The sequence below is a fragment of the Pontibacillus yanchengensis Y32 genome, assembly GCF_000770635.1.
GTDB classification, from domain to species: domain Bacteria; phylum Bacillota; class Bacilli; order Bacillales; family BH030062; genus Pontibacillus; species Pontibacillus yanchengensis.
The window spans coordinates 20,803-39,690 of record NZ_AVBF01000038.1; the positions used below are offsets into that span (position 1 = coordinate 20,803).

Here is an 18,888-nt window from a genome sequence, read left to right on the forward strand (position 1 = left end):
TTCGATTTTTGGAGCAAGTTTCTGAATATAGGAGCGACTTTTTAATATTTGGAGCGAGAATTCAGATTTAGGAGCAACTTTTCCAAAATAGGAGCGACCGACCCATTTTCCCCTCCCGTCCATGTCCGTTCATCCCAATAATAGCAAAAAAACTGAGCCCCTCAGGACTCAGTTCTCTCCTTCTATCGATTTTATACAATCCGGACCTTCATGACGGGCGTTGTTTACATATGTACTGACCGGATAAGCTTGTAAGTTTGGTACTTGTAGTGATTGAAGGTAATCGTGCACCTCATTGGGGTCACGCTCTTCGTGTTGCATCCACCAGGCTTCGTCTTCTTGAGGCAAAATAATGGGCATGCGTTTATGAATGGGCTCCATGAATTCATTTGCCTCTTTCGTGAGAATCGTACAAGTCACTAGCTCCCTATCGTCTGTTTTCCAACGGTCCCATAACCCTGCAAAGGCAAAGAAAGGTCGGTCCTCTTTGGAGATGCGAAGGGGTTGTTTCCCTGAATCTGATTTCTGCCATTCGTAAAAACTATCAGCGATAATAAGGCAGCGCTTTCGTTGCAATAATCGTTTGAAGCTCGGTTTCTCGTGGGCGGATTCAGAGCGTGCGTTAATCATCTTATATCCTATCGATGGATCCTTTGCCCAAAACGGAACAAGTCCCCATGTTAGATAACCAGCTCTATTGTTCTCCCCATCGTTAATAATCGACATCACCTGTTGGCCTGGAGCAATGTTGTACCTTGGTGTGTACTCTTCTAACCTGTGTTCAATTCCATATGATTTCAGTATTTCTAGTTCTTCTGCTAATAGGGTAAACCTTCCACACATATCCCTTTACTCCTTTCAGCTAATGGACAATCCATTCTAACAGCTTATCCCAATCCATTTACTCTCATTCTAAATAGAAAGCCTGTTACTTCGTTTGAAATAACAGGCTTGATGTAAATTACTTAATCGTAAATGGCATGGTGATTCCTTTTGTCATTTCCACTCCTTGATTACTCTTTAATGGTTCAATCACTAATTGATATTCTCCACTATCGTAACCTGTTTTAGGAGCCATTATTGATATTTCTTCATTCGTACTATCATAATCTAGTGAAACACTAACTTTATTACCGTCATCATCAATTACATATACAAAGCTATCTGTAAGGTTTGATGATTCCATTGCTGTATTAAACTGTACGGTCCAGTCCTTATTTGAATTGAATGATGTATCTGGTGAATCCCATTGACTGTAATTCGCATATTCAGGGGCAGGGCTGCCATCACCGTTTTTGGTTACTTCCCCTTCTTCTAATTCAGTAACTTGTAACGAACTATCATAATCATAGCGAAGGTCGCTGTTCTCTTCAATCGTAACGGTGTACATCTTCGTTTCTTCAAAATGTGGACTTTGAATGTTCATCGTATAGGTTCCAGGAGTCAATTGGCGATACGTCGTTTGTTCGCGACCTTCTTTACGAAGATAACGATTACCATCCTTTTTCAGAGTAATCTCCGCATTAGGGTCAGTACCTGAAGCCCACTCTACTGTAAGGAAATTCGTTTCATTGTGATTTTCTAAATACACTCGCTGGATATCAACAGTAGTTGCTGTTGTAAACGTCCAAGTTCTAGAGACATCCTTGTTTTCACCCGATTGAGGTTCAATATAAGCGTTCACATTAACGGTGTACTGTTCACCCGGGATCAACACCTTCTTCGGAATTAAGAAGACGTGATGCTTTCCATGGTCCTCTTCTTCAGGAGTAATGGAATACGTGGAAATCTCTTCTCCTGAACTGTTTGTTAACGTAGCATTTTCTACAACTAATTTATCATTCATTGGTCCATAATACGCGTAGGAGATAGGGTAGCCTGTCCAAATTTTGTTTTTATCATAGTTTCGTAGTGGATTAGGAGATTCATAGGCAAACCAAGAAACCTTAGAGTTTTGCTGTTGGTGATATGGGTATAAAACGACCCGATCATCCTCTTTCATTTTTCCTCCGAAATTCACAACAAAATCACCATCTTCATTGTAGCCTGTTCCCGCTTCTTCGAAGAATGGATTCATTAAGCTCAAGCGATGATAAGGAGCGTCAAATAGATGATCTACAGCTGTTTTTCCGCCAGGCTCCTCGTATGTAATCCCTTCGCCTACATACCAATTCTCATAACCAAAATAAGATGTTCTTTGCTGCGGGGAAACTCCCGTAAACAAATCTTCATTTTCACTATTCTCTTTATGTCCAGTATTTTCGTATTTCAACATGTAATTGGAATGGGCCTGGGCTGTCTCTTGTAGTGTGGCATTGCTAGTTAAGGTTGGAAGTGCTAGATTCTCACGATACTCATTAATGCGATTTAGCGCCTCAGATTCCACTTCTTCTAGCAAATCTGTATCTTTTCCTTCAAGGGGTTTCTTCTTATTATCGTCTACTGTAAAATCCCATGATTGTTCTAATTGTTTAAGTCCATTTGCTTTCACAATAACTTTCACCGTATTCGTACCTGATAATTCAGAAGCTTGATAGGTTAAGAGTCCTGTATCCTCACTATAATCTGCATCAACCTCTTTGCCATTTAGGAACATAGATATGTTGTAGTTCACATTATAGGAAGATAATTTAACAAAATAGCTTATAAAAGGAGATTCTTTCGCCACCTTCCCAGATGGATTTCCTTCTTTACCGTAATTTATCGTTGCTTCTACCATATTCTGATCGGGCGATTTGCTTGTCTCTTCTGCTTCTACTACTTGGCTCAACGGCAATACTGCGCTTATTACCAAGGCAATTGTAAAACACTTTAGCAGGTTTTTCATCTTGCCACCTCTCTCCTAGATATTTCATGGTTGCTATTCAAACGTAAAATGAACCATTTAAGAAGTCAATACTCTATTTCCCTATTACTTGAATCTATAAGCATTTTTTCGGATAATAAACACAATTCTTAACAAAAGGGAGTAGATGGATGTGTCATTAGAACCTAGCTTCATAGAAGATGCAACCTTACTGATATTCGACTTAGATGGTACATTATACGAAGATACAAATCATTTCGATCTATTTGCAGATAAATTAAAAAAGAAACTTCCGGAGGATTCACAAATACAGTTTTCAGAGGACTATGCTCGTGTGAAATCAGGAAATCACCCACTTGCAATCGGAAAAGTATATGATGCGAAAGAGGATGTTTTTTGGACTTGGGACCCATTTACTGAGCAACTATCCACCCCAGAAACGTGGGAAGGATCACTCCATAATGAGTACGGAAACACGACGAAGACGTTCCCTGTATCAAGTTTTGATTTCAAACGTTGGATTGCCATAGGAGACGGCTGGTGGCCCCCTTATGTGTTAGCACTTCATTACGGCATTGATATAGTCGATTGTCACCGTGCATACGATGAAACAAAAGTAGATATGGCAGCTGAAGCAGGCTGGTTAACTCAAACGCCAGGGCTTGTCTCTTTTTTGCAACAATTAAAAGAAGAAAAAACGTTGGTACTTATGACAAATAGTGATGAAACCGATACCCATCGTCTTCTCAAGCACCTGGGACTTGAGAATTTGTTTGATAGCTTCATTACTTCTGCTAAAAAACCCATACAAACAAGGCAACATTTTGAGGAGTTATTACAGGCTTATAACGTACAAGCAGAGCAGGCACTATCCATTGGAGATAACTTTATGAACGAAATTGCACCAGCTCTACAACAAGGGATGAAGAGTATTTGGCTCACTCCAGACCAACCTCCATTAACCCATGAACATTTATGGCCTGTTGGTTCCCTTACTGAAATCATGAAAGAACGGTAATAACTATTATGTACAAATGAAGACAAGAGCAGTGCTTTCTAGCTATATAGGAAATTATAAAATTCAATGCTTGTGTATAACTAAAAAAGTGAAGTGGCCACGTCCAGCTCCAGCGCCCAGCGACTAGTATGCTTCCCTCGCCTCCGTACGATAAGTTAACATCGAATCACTACGTTCTTCGTGTTGCCTTTATCTCCTACGGCTCAGTCCAGCATATACGTCGCTAGCAGGGCGCTTGCGCTTTTGTTCCTATCGCACTGCTTGATGTCTAATTTCGAAACAACGGATAACGTGCCACTTCTTCCCCTTCGATTACATCCCCAGTAGTCTCAAAACCTAGTTGTTGATAGAAAGCTTTGCCTCTGTCATTTTCCGGTGCATAACTAATGGTGACATGTTGCTTGTTTAACCTTCTTGCCCAATCCTTCACATCATCCATCACGCATTGAAAGGATTCTCTACCAAGCCCACGGTCCTGATAGTTTTCATCAATCATAAATCGATAAATCCATAATCCACCCTCATCCTCATCTAAGCCATACATAGCGAAGCCAATCATCTCTTTTCCATAATAAATGGCACGCATTCTCATATGGTCAAAAAACTGATACTCAGCAATGGAAAATAAATTGGAAGCGATAAAAGGTTTCTGGTCTTCCTTTACATTTAATTTCACACACTTAAGCCAATTGCTTTTCGTTACAGGTACTAACTTAATACTAGTCATAGATTTTTCTCCCTTTTCATCAGGCTTCTACATTAATATATTCTGAATACCTATTCGTTTTTCCTGTTTAAAGCTCGAAATCTCTACCTTAAAAATTGGCTGTGTTAAAGTTTGTTTCTGATACAATAATGAAATAGATTTATGAGGAATGAATTATGACACAAAATGATGCTATGCGGACATATAGTCTCTTATTCTTCGATTTGAAGGCTATTTTGCATTCGTAACGGACATTCAGTACGCTATTTAGCCAAAATCACCATAATATAGTGTGTTTTTTCATAAATAAGGTATCATATGTCCGTTAGCTCCTCCAAAAGAGGGTTATTACAGTAAATAAGAGAATAGATGTCCGTTAGAAGATGCCCAATGTATTGCTTTAACGCTGTAACGTGGCGGGGGTCTGGCACCCACGTGGCGTTTTACAAAAGCATTGAATGTAATAAAAGCACAAGGCACTCCGGAAGAGTAACTAATAAGAACTACATTGTTTAACATATTAATAAAGGCTGCCGAGTATGACTCGGCAGCCTTGTGATTTATAGCGTTACATTTTTCGTAGCTACCACATGAAGTGGGTTGGTTACTTTTCCATATTCTGAAGCATGGGGGCGATCATCGCCGTCTTCATATCCATAATCCAACATCCGGTTACGGTTTAAACATAGCTTTGTAAAGGTTGGTCTTAGTAAGTCGAATAGCTCAAAGCGATCTTGAAGATGAGGGAATTGATGCTGATACGCAAGAATGGTCTCTCGTACCATTTCCCAGAAACGATGTTCACTCAAGTCTGACTTTCGATCAAGTATATCTGCCAAATAACGATGGTGGCATACGAATAATCCAGTAAAGATGAATTGACAAAGCCCTTCTGGTGGCTCACTTCTTAATACTTTCTTCATTTCGCCTGATAGTTCGTCTAACGCATCAATCGGTTGATCACTTACATTCACATCATCAACGAAATCTTTTACACCGAGACGATGTGGTTTGTGATCCTTCATGATGATTACGGTATTCTGTCCATGTGGCGAGAATACGGTGCCATATTCATAAAGGAAATGAAGCAATGGGGGCAGTATAACTTGAAACAGCTGTTGAATCCATTGTTCAGTCGTTAACCCAGAACGCTCTATGAGCTCCTGAACATATGGTTTCCCATGTTGATCTTCATATAGTAAAGCTGCTAATGTAATAGCCTCCTCCCCTTCATCAAGGTAAGGGAAAATACTTTCCCTCCATATGACACCAAGCATCTCCAAGAATTGATAAGGCGCACCTGCTAGATTCGCATAGTCAGGATGGTCGACATTAATGCTAGCTACTTCTCCGGGTAATACAACCCGGCATTGGTCCCGTAAGAACGAGTCCTGGTCGCGAATACCTTGAATGAACTGCGTTATTTCAGGTGCTAACACCGTCCTCTCACCAGGCAACCCTCGGTAAACTAGTGTATTTAGAATACTCATAGGTACTTTCACGTGATGCTTGTCTTGATAATCTTGATTGACGAATGTACGAATCGATTGCTGAGGAAGATAAGCATCATCTCCAATACCTAAGTAGACAATGTTCTTAAAGGCTAGTTCTTCTGCATAGAAGGGGATGAGCACTTCCTCCCATTGCCAGCTATGTACAGGAATGAAGAAGTAATCGGATATGGTTAATCCACGTTCCACTAATACTTTCTCAAATACTTTATAAGAATCTGGTCTTAGTTCCTGTTTAACAAATTCATGATGGTCAATCCCCGGTACAGCGTGGAATGTTGCTATATCTTTATGAACGGCAATCCAGTACAACTGCGCCATTTGCTTTTGCTCAGGGGCATATTCCATATAATCCCGATAGGAAAATCCAATTCGACCTTTATTGTAGGTGATCCAAGGATGTCCTTCCATCTCAGCCTCCATCTCAGAATAGCTCATTCCTATTAAGTCACTAGCTGTTTTATATTCTTTTTTCTCAAGAATATGAACATCCGCTAATAAGGTGTGTTTGTATTCTTTTATTAAGTAAGCCGTAGTAGATGGTTGTAGCCCTATAGGTTGTTGGATATCACGTAAGAACTGAATAGCGTCCTCTGCTTGCTCCCATTTCTCACCATTCCATCGTTCTACTGAGTTTGGATCCACATACAGACTATCCATCAGTCGGCTAATACCAGAAAATCGATACAACGTGATTTCATTAAGAATAAGCTTCCAATACCCCTCCCTTGTTGTAGGTTCTATCGGATGGATCATATCTTCATACGTAAATTCAGAAATCATCTTGGCTAACAGATTACGATTCGCTTTGTTCCAGCGTTCTGCTGTCATGATTTGATCGACGTGTGTTGATAGAATATCATTATTCATTACTACCTCTCCCTTCACACTTGAACAGACGGCTTTGGCGTAGCATCTACACCAAAATCCTGAAATATATTTTTAGAACGAATGGTGTACACTACTTTTCCAGCTATCTGATTAATAATCGTCGCATTCCGGTAAGCTCCCAACCCTAGATCAGGCGCGCCTACCCCATGGGTATGCATTTCACCATTTTGTATATATAGCTTACCTGAGCGTTCAGATGTTAACGCAATATCATAATACTCATTGACTACAGGCCTTCCAAACGGATCAAATTGTAGATCCTTCTCCACACCTTTAAATGCGCCTAGATACGGATTTTCATAGCCTGTAGCAGCTACAACATAATCGGAATCCGCCGTAAAGGTGCGTTCTTGCTCCCATTGATAGCATTCAAGTGTAAGATGTCCGTTTTGTAGATGAATATCTTTTACAGAGGTCTTAGATAACATCTGCACATCCAGTTCAGCATTGCCAATCGAGCGTTCGTACAACACTTGATAGATATCAGCTATCGTATCTGCACTAATCCCTTTATATAGAAGGTCTTGCTGGGCCAATAAGTCATCCTTCGTGGACTGAGGTAATTGATAAAAGTAGCTTGTATAGTCGGGTGAAAAGTGTTCTAAACCAAGCTTCGAATATTCCATTGGGAAGAAACCTTTTGATCTTGTGTACCAATTCAGTCTATAAGGATAGTTCGATTGCTCCTGCAATAAATCTAGAAAAACTTCCGCAGCACTTTGGCCGGAGCCAACAATGGTAATGGAAGAAGCATTCAGCATGTCGTTTTTTTTGTAAGCATATTCTGCTGAATGAAGTACTTCGTTTGTAGAGGTAGCTGTCCATTCAGGCATGGTCGGCTGTGTTCCCATTCCAAATACAACATGTCGAGCATAATAATAGGTTATCGTATCATCATAAAATGCCTTAATTACATATTGGTTGCTGACTTCATCCCAATACACATCTGTAACTGTACGATTAAATGAACAGGATTTTAGTTGACGGGCAACCCATTGGCAATAGTCGTTGTATTCCCTTCTTGGTATATGGAAGGATTCTAAAAAATAGAATTGATACAACCTTCCAATGTCATGTAAATACTCCAAGAAACTAAACCGGCTTTTCGGATTTGCCATTGTTACTAAGTCTGCTAGGAATGGAACCTGTAACGTCGTCCCCTCAAGCAACAATCCTGGATGCCATTGAAAGGAAGGTTTTCTCTCCAGAAATAAGGCATCCACTTCATCTACGTCCTCGAGTAGAGCGGCCATCCCTAGATTGAAAGGACCAAGCCCAATACCGACTACATCATACGTTTGTGTCATGGAGTGAGCCCTCCCATCGTCTCTGAAATTCCTCACGCTTACATATCATTAATTGTGCCTCTTTATCAGGTAATGACAGTCGCTCAACAGATTCAAACCCACATTTCGAAAAGATATGAATCATCTTTTCGTTACGAGCATCTGGTTCTGTAACGACCCGGTTCGTCTGTGGGGTTAATAAAAGATACTCCACGATCGTTCTAAGCATTGGCAGGGCATATCCCTTTCCAAGGTATTCAGGCTTGCCTATTAGAAGGTGAACACCCTGATCTGATGGGTGTGATTCATAATAGTTACCAAGACTATCCTCTTCAGCCCAGTACGTTTCCCAATAACTCATCGGCACATCATCAATCTCACCAATCCATAACGTTTGATGCGTATCCGCCAGTAATGTAGCTAGGTGTGCTTTATATTCGGGAAGACTCATGTTTTGTTGCCAATACGGAATGACGTGTTCTTCGTTGTGCCAGCTATGGAGACGTTCTACATCTCTTTCAAACTCTACGGGACGAAAGGAAATGAATCTATTTAACGTTGGATCAAAAACTTGTGGACGCTGATTCACTTAGGACTCCTCCCTTCTCATACAAAGGATTACGGATAGCAACATAAACCGATTGCGTTTCCATCGCTCCGACTAATTCATCCATGTCATGGAATCTTGTCAGAAGATTCGCTTTAGATGGTAACGACGGCTTGTGCAATAAGCTGTCTATTAACTGAGACGGGTGATTCTCTGGAACTCTAATCGAAGCAAGATACTCCCTCACAATAGATAGTAGTTTTGCTTCATCTATTAACCTACTTGTGCCAAAGGCGTTAATGAGTCCAAACAAATGGTTGATAAAGAAATAGTAGCGTAGACGCTCATCGCCCACATCATCCGCACATACGGTGTCGCTCTTTTCATTAAAGGACGGAATGAGTCGTTCCAGATTCTGTTGCTGAGACTTCACAAAATAGTATCCTTGATTATCTCGGTAATAAAAGGCTTCTGGGTAGCCACCCTTTAACCGAATGACACTATTTTGTTGATGGGCTTCCGGAGCAATGCCCTTTTGGATATACAGCCACATGATAGGTGTTAATGTTCGATCTAAATAACGACGGAACCATCTTTCACTTACTTCTTCTGTACTTGCCTCTTCCCTGGACGCGATTCCTTGTATGATGGAGGCGAGCCTAGATCCTTTCCCTCCAATTGTGTCCTGACAAAGTGCTACAACAGGGGTTACATGATTGGCCTCTTCCTTCATAAATGGGTTGTCGCGAAGGATGACTTCAAATCCCGTTTCCTTCATGCCTTCTAGTTGTATAGTAATGAAAGCAGGATCAGTGATGATGGAGAAGTCAGGGTACCGTTCACGGAGTTCGTCTCCGATTTCACTATCCATAATCTTCTTTACCTCTACACCGCGTTCAAGCTCTTTCCACAAATTCGCGCGAACAGAATTTGTCACCTTAATATTTAAAGAGAACTTGAACATATAAGGAACCTCAGGATGGTACACCGTTCTGATTGATGTAGTTGGATAAAATGTTCTGCCCATTGTACCTAAATCTTCAATGGTCCCACTTTTGATAAGCGCTGCAATCTGCGAGTTACCTTTTATAAAATGGGCTTGCCAAGGATGGAGGGCAATCAACGCATAATCGTCATCTTGCGCATACTTTCGTTTGATGTCCTCACTAATATCTGGATCGTTTTGAACGAGTTGCTTCATGATAGCTACAGTAGATTGTTCAAGAGCCGATCCTTGATATACATACTCTTTAGGAGCTCGAAAGTAATGAAGCGGAAAGCTCCCTTTTAACTCTGGTGAGTACACCTTCATTTCATTTTCAGAAAAGCCCTGCCTACTCTTGGGTGTCGGGTGTAGAAGGTGACCAAAAATAAGCGATTGCTCCGCTTCTATAAATGTAAAATCCTGATGCTGCAGCTGTTCCTGATCCTCCCAACGCGCCTCTATAAATTGCTCCATCGCTTGCTCACTTTGGATAACGCGTAATAACAACTCATCCATTCGGTAGGATGCATTAGGATATAAAAGAGATAACTCTTTCGTCGTTACGTGTACGAGCGAAACATAATCAAGCTCGATCGGTTCGGGATGGTCTATCGTAAAATAAACTGCTACATTTCCGAACAAATGCCTGCCCGTTTCCGACCAGTAATCTAAAGCAACATATAAATGGATGCGTTGCTTATCCAGATAACAATGCATCCATTTTTCACTGTCTTTTTCCTCGCAAAATGAGGGAGAGTCACTTGCCATTTTCACATCGCCTCGTCCGGTTTCTCTTAGAAAACAATTCAAGAAACTTTGAAATGTGGCATGTTCAGCCAACTGTTTTGCGTTCATTACTATGCCTCCTGTCTCTCTGTGTACGATAATCCAATTCTCTTTATCTCCTGGATTACATAATCAATATCCTCAACCGTTGTAGTAGGGTTCAGTATGGTTAGCTTCAAGCATGATTGTTTGTCCACTTTTGTCCGTGCTACTACCGCTGTTCCAGTTCGTAGTAATTCATCTCGAACCCACGTATTGATGGCATCTTCTTGTCGTGGCGAATTGGGTTGAACAAACCGAAACACTACTGCATTGAGTTCAGGTTTATGAAGTAATTCAAAGTGAGAATCTGTTTCGATGTGAGATGCTGCCTGCTTGGCCACCTCGAGTGTCGTATCAATCATACGGCTGAATTCTTCCATACCCACTGCCTGAAGAGACATAAATAGTTTCAGTGCATCAAATCGTCTTGTTGTCTGAACGGATTTTCCGACTAGATTTGGTACACCTTCTACCTCATCTTCTTCCGGGTTTAAGTAATCCGCGTGTAATGTCATATGCGTGAACGAGGTTTGATTTTTGACTAAAAAGGCGCCACAGCTAATGGGTTGATAGAATTGTTTATGGAAATCTACGGTGATAGAGTCTGCTTGGTCGATGCCTTGTAATTTTGGTTTATGCTGCTCACTCATCTGCAAGGCGCCACCATAAGCAGCATCGACGTGAAACCATAGATTATAGTCCTGTGCTAAGTCCGCCATAGACGGAATTGGATCGATGCTCCCAAAGTCTGTCGTTCCAGCCGTTGCAAACAAAGCAAAGGGAATCAGCCCTTCCTCTGTAAGCTCCTCTACTTTCTGTTTAAGAGATGCTATCGATAGCTTATAGTCTTGATCTGTAGGGACAGTGATAACAGATTGCTCACCCAAACCAAGAAATGCTGCAGATTGTTTAACGGTAAAATGGGCTTCTTCCGAACAAAGGATACGCAATTTATGACTCTCAGGATGAAGTCCTTTTTGTTGCGTATTCCAGTTCCACAATCGTTTACTCGCATGTTCCCTCGCTAGTAATAGCCCCATGTAATTGGATTGAGTACCTCCTGATGTAAAAACTCCATCACCATTCGGATAGCCAAACAAGTCGCATAACCACTTCACCATTTCCTGTTCTACCACCGTAGCCGCTCCGCTTTGATCCCACGAATCCATTGATTGATTCATAGCTGAGATAAACACCTCTGCTGCAAGAGCCGGTATGAAAGGTGGACAATGTAAGTGAGCGATACAAGTCGGTTGATTCGGATTAAATGTATGACGTAGTATCGATTCACCTGTTTTCTGTAACAATGCGTCTCGGTCGACTCCTTCATATGGAACAAGTGTAGAAAAGAGAGAATAGAATTGTTCTTTAGCTTGAGAAGGTGTGGTGCCAGAGAAACTAGCCGTTCCTCTGGTAAAATAATGTTCAAGCGTCTTTATTGTTTGTTCCATATATTGTTGATAGGCTTCTATACTTTGATTGTTATTAGCTGCGAACCATTGTTCAAAGGGACGTGTAGTCATAACGCATCCCTGCCTTAAGCCATTTGAGCTGTTAGCGATTGTTCAGCAGCTCTAACAGCTTCATGAAAAATGTTACTAATTTCGTTTACTTGTTCTTCTGTAATAATGAGAGGTGGCAAGAAACGAATCACACTGCCAAAGCGTCCCCCAAGCTCTAAAATTAGGCCTCTATTAAAGCATTCTTTTTGAATTTGTTTCGCAAGATCTGGGTGTTCTGGATAGCTTCCAAGAGTATCCGCTTCCTGTTGCATATTCACTACTTCGACGCCAATCATAAGTCCACGACCGCGTACATCTCCGATACTGCTTGTTTCAGCTTGGGTTTGTTTTAAGCGATTCATGAGCTGAGCACCCATGTTCTCAGCATGCTCTTCCAAGTTGTTTTCTTTTACATATCTAATAGTGGCAGTCCCTGCAGCGATAGCCATTTGATTTCCTCGGAAAGTGCCAGAGTGTGCACCAGGACCCCACTTATCCAGCTTTTCATCGTGAATGACAACTGATAGTGGTAACGTACCTCCGATAGCTTTTGATAAGACCAATACATCTGGTGTAATGCCAGCATGTTCAAAGGCAAACATTTTACCCGTACGTCCTATACCAGTTTGCACTTCATCTAATATGAGAGGGATATCCTGTTCTTTTGTAATCCTTCTCATTTCTTGCACCCATTCAATTGGAGCCGGCACAGCACCACCTTCTCCTTGAACCATTTCCATTACCATCCCGGCAGGTTTAACGATACCTCCTTCTGGATTGGTAATAGCTCGTTCAATATACGTACTGCTAACCTTTGAACCAAGATCTCCTCCTAATCCAAACGGACAACGATATGAATATGGATAAGGCATAAATTGAACATCAGGCATGAGATTTGGTACTTGTTGTTTAGGACCGATGTTGCCCATCATGCTTAATGCTCCATTTGTCATTCCGTGATATCCACCTTGAAACGACAGCATACCACCTCGGCCAGTAGCCGTTTTGACAAGTTTAAGAGCTGCTTCGATAGCATCGGAGCCAGTTGGACCACAAAATTGAATTTTAGCCCGTTTCGCAAACTCCTCTGGCAAACTATCAAAAATCTCACTCACGAATTCTTCCTTCATCGGTGTAGTGATGTCTAATGTATGTAAAGGTCGTTTATTATGAACGATCTCCTCGATTGCTTCAATTACAACGGGATGATTATGCCCTAAAGCCAATGTTCCTGCGCCTGCTAGGCAATCGTAATACGTATTCCCCTCGACATCCGTGACATAGATCCCCTCTGCCTTATCAATGGCAATAGGAATTCTGCGCGGATAAGAACGTGCGTTAGATTCTCGTTGATTTTGTGTGTCTAAATATGTTGTATTGTTCATTTTTATTCGTACCACCTTTTATACTGATATTGATATTCATTCTCAATAAAAGAGGCTATACGACTCCACTTACTCATGTATATGCCTCTTCATAGTCGCAAGGATTTCATCCACTGCGTCTTTTGCTATACTTACTTCACCTATCATATTAATAAAGCTATGGACTAGTTTTTCATAATAAAGTTGAGTTACATCTACCCCAAAATGCTGTAGCTTTTCACCATAAGATTGCCCTTCACTTCGCAACGGGTCATACTCGACTGTAACGAGTAGGGTTTGTGGCAAATTACTCGCATCCTCTATTCTTAACGGAGAGGCTAGTGGCTGTTTTCCTTGAGAAGGGTGTTGGAGATAGTGATTCCAAAACCACTTCATCTTTTCCGTTGTAAGATTAAACGTATACCCTTCCTTATAGGAGGGAGTATCAAAAGCATAATCTGTAACCGGTGTGATTAACAGTTGGTGTTGCAAGGAAGGTCCATGACTATCCCTTAATTGAATAGCGACTGCAGCTGCAATATTTGCACCCGAGGATTCTCCCCCAATACTAACCCTTTCCGGCTCTCCATTTAGTTGGATAGCGTTGGCCTTAGCCCAATATACTACATCAACAGCATCTTCTATAGCAGCTGGGAATTTATGTTCAGGAGCTAACCGATGCCCCACTGAAATAACGATACATTGGACCCTGTTACTCATGTACTTACAAAAAGAATCTACACTATCTAAACTCCCAAATACCCAGCCACCGCCATGCATAAAGATGTGAACAGGTAGATTTTGACCTAACGCAGGCCTATAAATTCGGATCGGAACATGGCCTACAAACTCCTCTGTTACTTCCACTCCATCTACTTCTATAGGCGTAAAAAACGTTCTCGCTTCTTCAAAATAGTACCGTGACATTTCTGCTGTAAGTTGATCTAAGGGTGGATGCTTTAAAGCAGTCATTCGCTCCCCTATACGATTAAGTAAAGCCCGTGTTTCTCTATCTAATTCATGTGTCATTGACGCTCACCTTTTCTCCACATAACCTTTCCCACTCTTGTTCAGGAGACGATGGCAAGGACCATGTTGCTTGTATTGGACTATTTTCAAGAATGGTGTACACTTCTTCCCGTTTCCCAATCATAAGGTTTGCTCGTTTCGTTGGTAGTTCAAGGATTCCGAAATCACGTGCCCCCATCCTTTTCAAAATAGGAATCACTATTCGATTTCGATAATCAGGTTCACCTACGATTCGTTCAGCGCCAAATTTCTCAAAAATGTAATAGGACATGGCTCGTACTAGAGAAAAACCATGGTGTTTCGTTAAATAGTCCCTAGGTCCAACCAGCAGATGCATACCAATATCCCCTTCCTGATACGAGTAGTATGAATGAATTGAATCATGGGGTACGGAATACGTAATCAAATAACAAACAGGCTTCCCATCCATAAAACCTATAAATACTCGCTTCCGTTGAGCATGCACAGAATCTTTCACAAACTGCTTGAAATCCTCATATGGTAGATTTAATTTCCAAAAGGGATAGATATGCTTTTGATGCATCCAATCGAATAATGTATCCAAATCCTTGTCATACTCTGCCGGACGAAACGAAATGGTTTGCTGTATATCTGAATCATAAATACGACATTCATGATGTCTTTGGTTTTCTGTCATTTCCAAAATACCTCCCTACGCGCAAATAATTGATAATGATTATCATTACCAAATCAATATCTTCAGAATAATGTAAATGATAATCAATGTCAATTAGGTATCTGCCAGTTGGTTATTAAGAACTATCATCTAATTTTCAAACCCTCTTGCACCCTCAAACCTTCGCAATCCCTTTTTTATAATGAAAACAGGCAAGTATCCATAAAATTAAATGGTATTTTTATCCAATAAAATAAGTGTAAGGATTCATGAAGGTTAAGAACATAAGAAAAGCGCAGGCGCCCGGGTAGCGACGTATATGCTGCGGCCCACAGGACGTGGGTTGGTTCGATGTTGCTACGTGACGTAGCGCCCTTAATCGAACTTCCCCTGCCCCCGTAGGAGATAAAGGCAACACGAAGAACGAAGTGATTCGATGTTAACTTATCGTACGGAGGCGAGGGAAGCATACTAGTCGCTGGGCGCTGGAGCTAGACATGTATGCGCCAGAAATTTATACTTTCTTTACTTGTGAAAAAGATGGTCCTCATCGTGTGGTGAAAAGAAATACGAGGCACTGTACACCATACCTGTGGCTTTAGCGTATACCATAGAAAAAGCCAGCTGATATGCTCAGCTGGCTTTTCAATTTAATTATGATTGTGTCTCCAATCCATGCAGGATAAACGAGATAGTCCGCTCAATTTCCTGTTCATCATCCCAAGGATAGTCTGGCATGATAATAAACCGTGTCACTAAAAACCCTACGATCGTCGTTATCGTTAAACGAATTACCGTTTCGGTTGGATAATCTTCAATCTGGCCTTTTTCTTTAAAATGATCGACTACTTCTCTAAAACGTGGTAACACATTCTCAGAGAATATCTCTTTATATTTCTCTTGCATCTCATGCTGAAAGGCCATTTCTTGCAATACAATTTTTAATAAAGGAATGTTCTCCTTCGCAAATTCAAATCGATTATGAATCAATTTTCTAAGAAGTTCATCGTATCCGCTATACTGATCGTTAAATACATGTTTCACGAAATGCTGGGCAAAGAAAGGAGCAGCAAACTTTGTAATCATAGGTACCGCTATGGAATAAAGTAAATCTTTCTTTGTTTTATAATGTCTGAAAATCGTACCTTCTGCAACACCTGCACGCTTTGCTATTTCACTGGTGGAGGTAGATGCGTAGCCCTTCTCGGCAAACATCTCTACAGCGGCTTGGAGAATTTTACGTTGCTTTGGGGTAAGCTGATCGTCGTTATCCTCGTTTAGGAGCATCTCCTGAATTATATCGTCCTCACTCATGGCTAGTCCCCCTTATGGTTCATACCATTCATTATAGCTTGCGATGCTTCTTCAACGCTACTATATTCAGTACATAAAACAAAATCGCAAAGCCAATTAATATATAGACATCCGTCTGAAAATGTTCAAATCCTTTTCCTCTTATCATAATGTCCCTTAATGCATCGGCTCCATACGTTAATGGCATTATTTGGCCAATCCCACGCAACCATGGAGCCATGGTCTCGAGGCTAAATAACCCTGAAAAGAACACCTGAGGTACAATGACTAGTGGAATGAATTGAATCATCTGAAACTCATTACTAGCGTATGCTGATAGTAATGTACCAAGCGTTAACGCGGTCATTGCTAATAGAAACGTAATCAATAAAACATACCAAAACGAACCTTCCATCCACATGCCTAATACATAGATAGAATAGGCGGCTATAATCAAGGATTGGAGCAACGTGAAGATGCCAAATCCAAGTACATAACCAGAAACGATTTCACTTCTCTTTAAAGGAGTAGACAATAAACGTTCCAGTGTCCCTTGCGTTCTTTCTCGTAGAAACGATACACCACCAATAATGAACACAAAGAAGAATACAAAAAACCCAATTAATACTGGTCCTACATTATCAAATAACCCCAAGTCTTCAGAACCATGTAAATAGGAGAAGGAGAGATCCATTTGATTTGATGGAGGTGACAGTGTTTTCATCGCATTTTGTAGTGTCATTTTGACTGCTTGATTCGTGGAAGGATCACTACCTTCAAGCGTAATCGACAACTTCTGTTGATCCATAGACAACATGGCATCTAATTCCACATCCTCTAAAGCTTCCATTGCCTCTTCTTCTGACATCTCTTCTACAGATGCATCTTGCTCTTCTAATGCATCTACAAAAGGTTGTGGTACATCAACAACGGCGATGCTAGGTTCATATCGATCTCCCTCAAACACTAACCACATTAGCGTAAGAACCAATAATGGAGCCATAATCATAAGAGCTAACGAACGCTTATCCCGCTTAAATTGTCTTAATATCCGAATAATGAGTGCTTGAATATTCATTCTCGCTCACCGCCATATACTAGAAATGCGCCTTCAATCGTTTCTGAATTTGTTTGTTCACGAAGTTGTTGCGGTGTTCCGGTTGCAATTAAATATCCATCTCGCATCATAGCAAGCCGGTCACATTTCTCTGCTTCATCCATGACATGAGTGGTGACGATTATGGTTGTTCCTTTTTTCTGTAGAGATTTAAGTTCATCCCATATGGACTGTCTTAGCATAGGGTCAATACCTACAGTTGGCTCATCAAGAATGAGAACATCCGGCTCATGAAGAAGAGCAATAGCTAAGCTAAGTCTTCGCTTCATACCTCCAGAATACTTATGAACGGGTTTATCCATATGATCTATCAGCCCCACCACGTCCATAACTGCTTTCATACGTTCCTTTCGTTCCTTCGGCTTTAACTCATACACAGCACCGAAAAAATCGAGATTTTCTCGTGCTGAAAGTTCACTATACAATGCATCGGACTGGGCCATGTATCCAATCACTTTCATTTGTTCTAAGGAAGGCATCTGTACCCCCTTCACCCACGCTTCTCCTTGGTCCACTTCTAAAATACCTACCATTACCTTAACTAAGGTTGTTTTCCCGGCCCCCGAAGGACCAAGTAGTCCAAAAATTTCACCCTTAGGAATCGATAAATGGATATCCTTTAATACTGTTTCCTCACCAAATGCATGCGCTACATTTTCAACTCGAACCATGCTTTCCATTCTAACACCTCCACCTTAAGTGAGTGATTACTCACTTTTATAGTAACACATCCCATCCAAATGTAAAGTGAGTAATCACTCACGTTTCGTTATATTGTTTTGCTCATTCTTTATGTGGGAATATAAGGAAATAAGAGAGAGGGGTTTACCATGCGTTTAACGATGCTTTTTGCCTTGTGTTTATTAATCATACCTATTATTACGTTCTTTATCGGATATAGATGGCGAAAGCCTGACAACAAAAGGGTCCCAAAAGTATTAGCCGCTGCATGTTGTGTAGAAATCATTTGGCTTGTTATGTACGTTAGTTCCAGTATGACAACCTTAAGTACAAGCGCCATACATCTCATACTTGGAGTAATCGTTCCCATCATTGGATTCTTCCTTGCCATAAAAGAAATCCGCCGCCACCCCATTTTTTCAGCCCTTGGGGTATTTATTAGCATGCTTGTTGGAGAACTTGCTTTTTTTGTAGTACTCATCTCGGCGATGTGAAGACAAAAGCGGAAGCGACTGCTTAGCGACGTTCAATCTGCTTGATGGGGTGCTTTTATATAAGGCTGTGTTAAAGTTTGGTGTTGATATAATTGAAATAGTATTATGTTCTTCTATATGAGTACCATTATGTTGAAGACTTGTATTCGAGATATATTAAGGGTGAGGTCCGATACTTTATGAGGGTTAGGGT

The 18,888-nt window shown here is 40.9% G+C and carries 16 protein-coding genes; 2 read left to right on the plus strand and 14 right to left on the minus strand.

All coding sequences use genetic code 11. The annotated features are described in order from the left end of the window. Positions 1–168 precede the first annotated feature (168 nt). Complete coding sequence (locus tag N782_RS13470; protein ID WP_036821003.1) at positions 169–843, minus strand: SOS response-associated peptidase; 675 nt, start codon at positions 841–843, stop codon at positions 169–171. A gap of 118 nt (positions 844–961) precedes the next feature. Further along, positions 962–2,827: a CAP domain-containing protein gene (locus N782_RS13475; RefSeq protein WP_036821006.1), complete on the minus strand. Its 1,866-nt coding sequence runs from the start codon at positions 2,825–2,827 to the stop codon at positions 962–964. Positions 2,828–2,978: 151 nt separating this feature from the next. Between N782_RS13475 and N782_RS13480 the strand changes: the two genes are divergently transcribed. Then, positions 2,979–3,824 (plus strand): HAD family hydrolase, encoded by an 846-nt coding sequence (locus N782_RS13480; RefSeq protein ID WP_052111341.1) that lies wholly within the window; start codon positions 2,979–2,981, stop codon positions 3,822–3,824. Between the two features lie 268 nt (positions 3,825–4,092). Here N782_RS13480 and N782_RS13485 read toward each other — a convergent pair whose 3' ends face one another. From N782_RS13485 to N782_RS13540, 12 genes are all read right to left on the minus strand, one after another. Continuing rightward, complete coding sequence (locus N782_RS13485) at positions 4,093–4,551, minus strand: GNAT family N-acetyltransferase (RefSeq protein WP_036821012.1); 459 nt, start codon at positions 4,549–4,551, stop codon at positions 4,093–4,095. Between the two features lie 539 nt (positions 4,552–5,090). Next, a complete protein-coding gene (locus tag N782_RS13490) occupies positions 5,091–6,911 on the minus strand; it encodes an IucA/IucC family protein (RefSeq protein ID WP_052111342.1) in 1,821 nt (606 codons plus the stop codon). A 14-nt stretch (positions 6,912–6,925) separates the two neighbouring features. After that, the gene (locus N782_RS13495; RefSeq protein WP_036821015.1) at positions 6,926–8,239 is read right to left on the minus strand and encodes a lysine N(6)-hydroxylase/L-ornithine N(5)-oxygenase family protein; all 1,314 of its coding nucleotides are present in this window, start codon (positions 8,237–8,239) and stop codon (positions 6,926–6,928) included. Beyond that, complete coding sequence (locus N782_RS13500; protein ID WP_036821018.1) at positions 8,223–8,807, minus strand: GNAT family N-acetyltransferase; 585 nt, start codon at positions 8,805–8,807, stop codon at positions 8,223–8,225. Before N782_RS13500 ends, N782_RS13495 begins: the two co-directional genes overlap by 17 nt. After that, positions 8,782–10,605, minus strand: a complete 1,824-nt coding sequence (locus N782_RS13505; protein ID WP_036821021.1) for an IucA/IucC family protein — start codon at positions 10,603–10,605, stop codon at positions 8,782–8,784. Before N782_RS13505 ends, N782_RS13500 begins: the two co-directional genes overlap by 26 nt. A gap of 2 nt (positions 10,606–10,607) precedes the next feature. Beyond that, complete coding sequence (locus N782_RS13510; protein WP_036821024.1) at positions 10,608–12,101, minus strand: pyridoxal phosphate-dependent decarboxylase family protein; 1,494 nt, start codon at positions 12,099–12,101, stop codon at positions 10,608–10,610. 14 nt (positions 12,102–12,115) lie between these two features. Then, positions 12,116–13,465: an aspartate aminotransferase family protein gene (locus N782_RS13515; protein WP_084103092.1), complete on the minus strand. Its 1,350-nt coding sequence runs from the start codon at positions 13,463–13,465 to the stop codon at positions 12,116–12,118. A 69-nt stretch (positions 13,466–13,534) separates the two neighbouring features. Continuing rightward, positions 13,535–14,473: an alpha/beta hydrolase gene (locus N782_RS13520; RefSeq protein WP_036821027.1), complete on the minus strand. Its 939-nt coding sequence runs from the start codon at positions 14,471–14,473 to the stop codon at positions 13,535–13,537. Further along, positions 14,463–15,131 (minus strand): GNAT family N-acetyltransferase, encoded by a 669-nt coding sequence (locus tag N782_RS13525; RefSeq protein WP_084103093.1) that lies wholly within the window; start codon positions 15,129–15,131, stop codon positions 14,463–14,465. The genes N782_RS13520 and N782_RS13525 overlap by 11 nt, the downstream gene beginning before the upstream one ends. A 633-nt stretch (positions 15,132–15,764) precedes the next feature. Next, a complete protein-coding gene (locus N782_RS13530; protein ID WP_036821030.1) occupies positions 15,765–16,424 on the minus strand; it encodes a TetR/AcrR family transcriptional regulator in 660 nt (219 codons plus the stop codon). Positions 16,425–16,455: 31 nt separating this feature from the next. After that, entirely contained in the window at positions 16,456–17,481 is a 1,026-nt protein-coding gene (locus N782_RS13535; RefSeq protein WP_036821033.1) for an ABC transporter permease, read from the minus strand. Next, positions 17,478–18,200 carry an ABC transporter ATP-binding protein gene (locus N782_RS13540; protein ID WP_036821036.1) on the minus strand — a complete coding sequence of 241 codons (723 nt, stop codon included), beginning with the start codon at positions 18,198–18,200 and terminating at the stop codon, positions 17,478–17,480. The genes N782_RS13535 and N782_RS13540 overlap by 4 nt, the downstream gene beginning before the upstream one ends. 150 nt (positions 18,201–18,350) lie before the next feature. Here N782_RS13540 and N782_RS13545 point away from each other — a divergent pair, with 150 nt between their 5' ends. After that, positions 18,351–18,695: a hypothetical protein gene (locus N782_RS13545; protein ID WP_036821039.1), complete on the plus strand. Its 345-nt coding sequence runs from the start codon at positions 18,351–18,353 to the stop codon at positions 18,693–18,695. Positions 18,696–18,888: the final 193 nt, after the last annotated feature.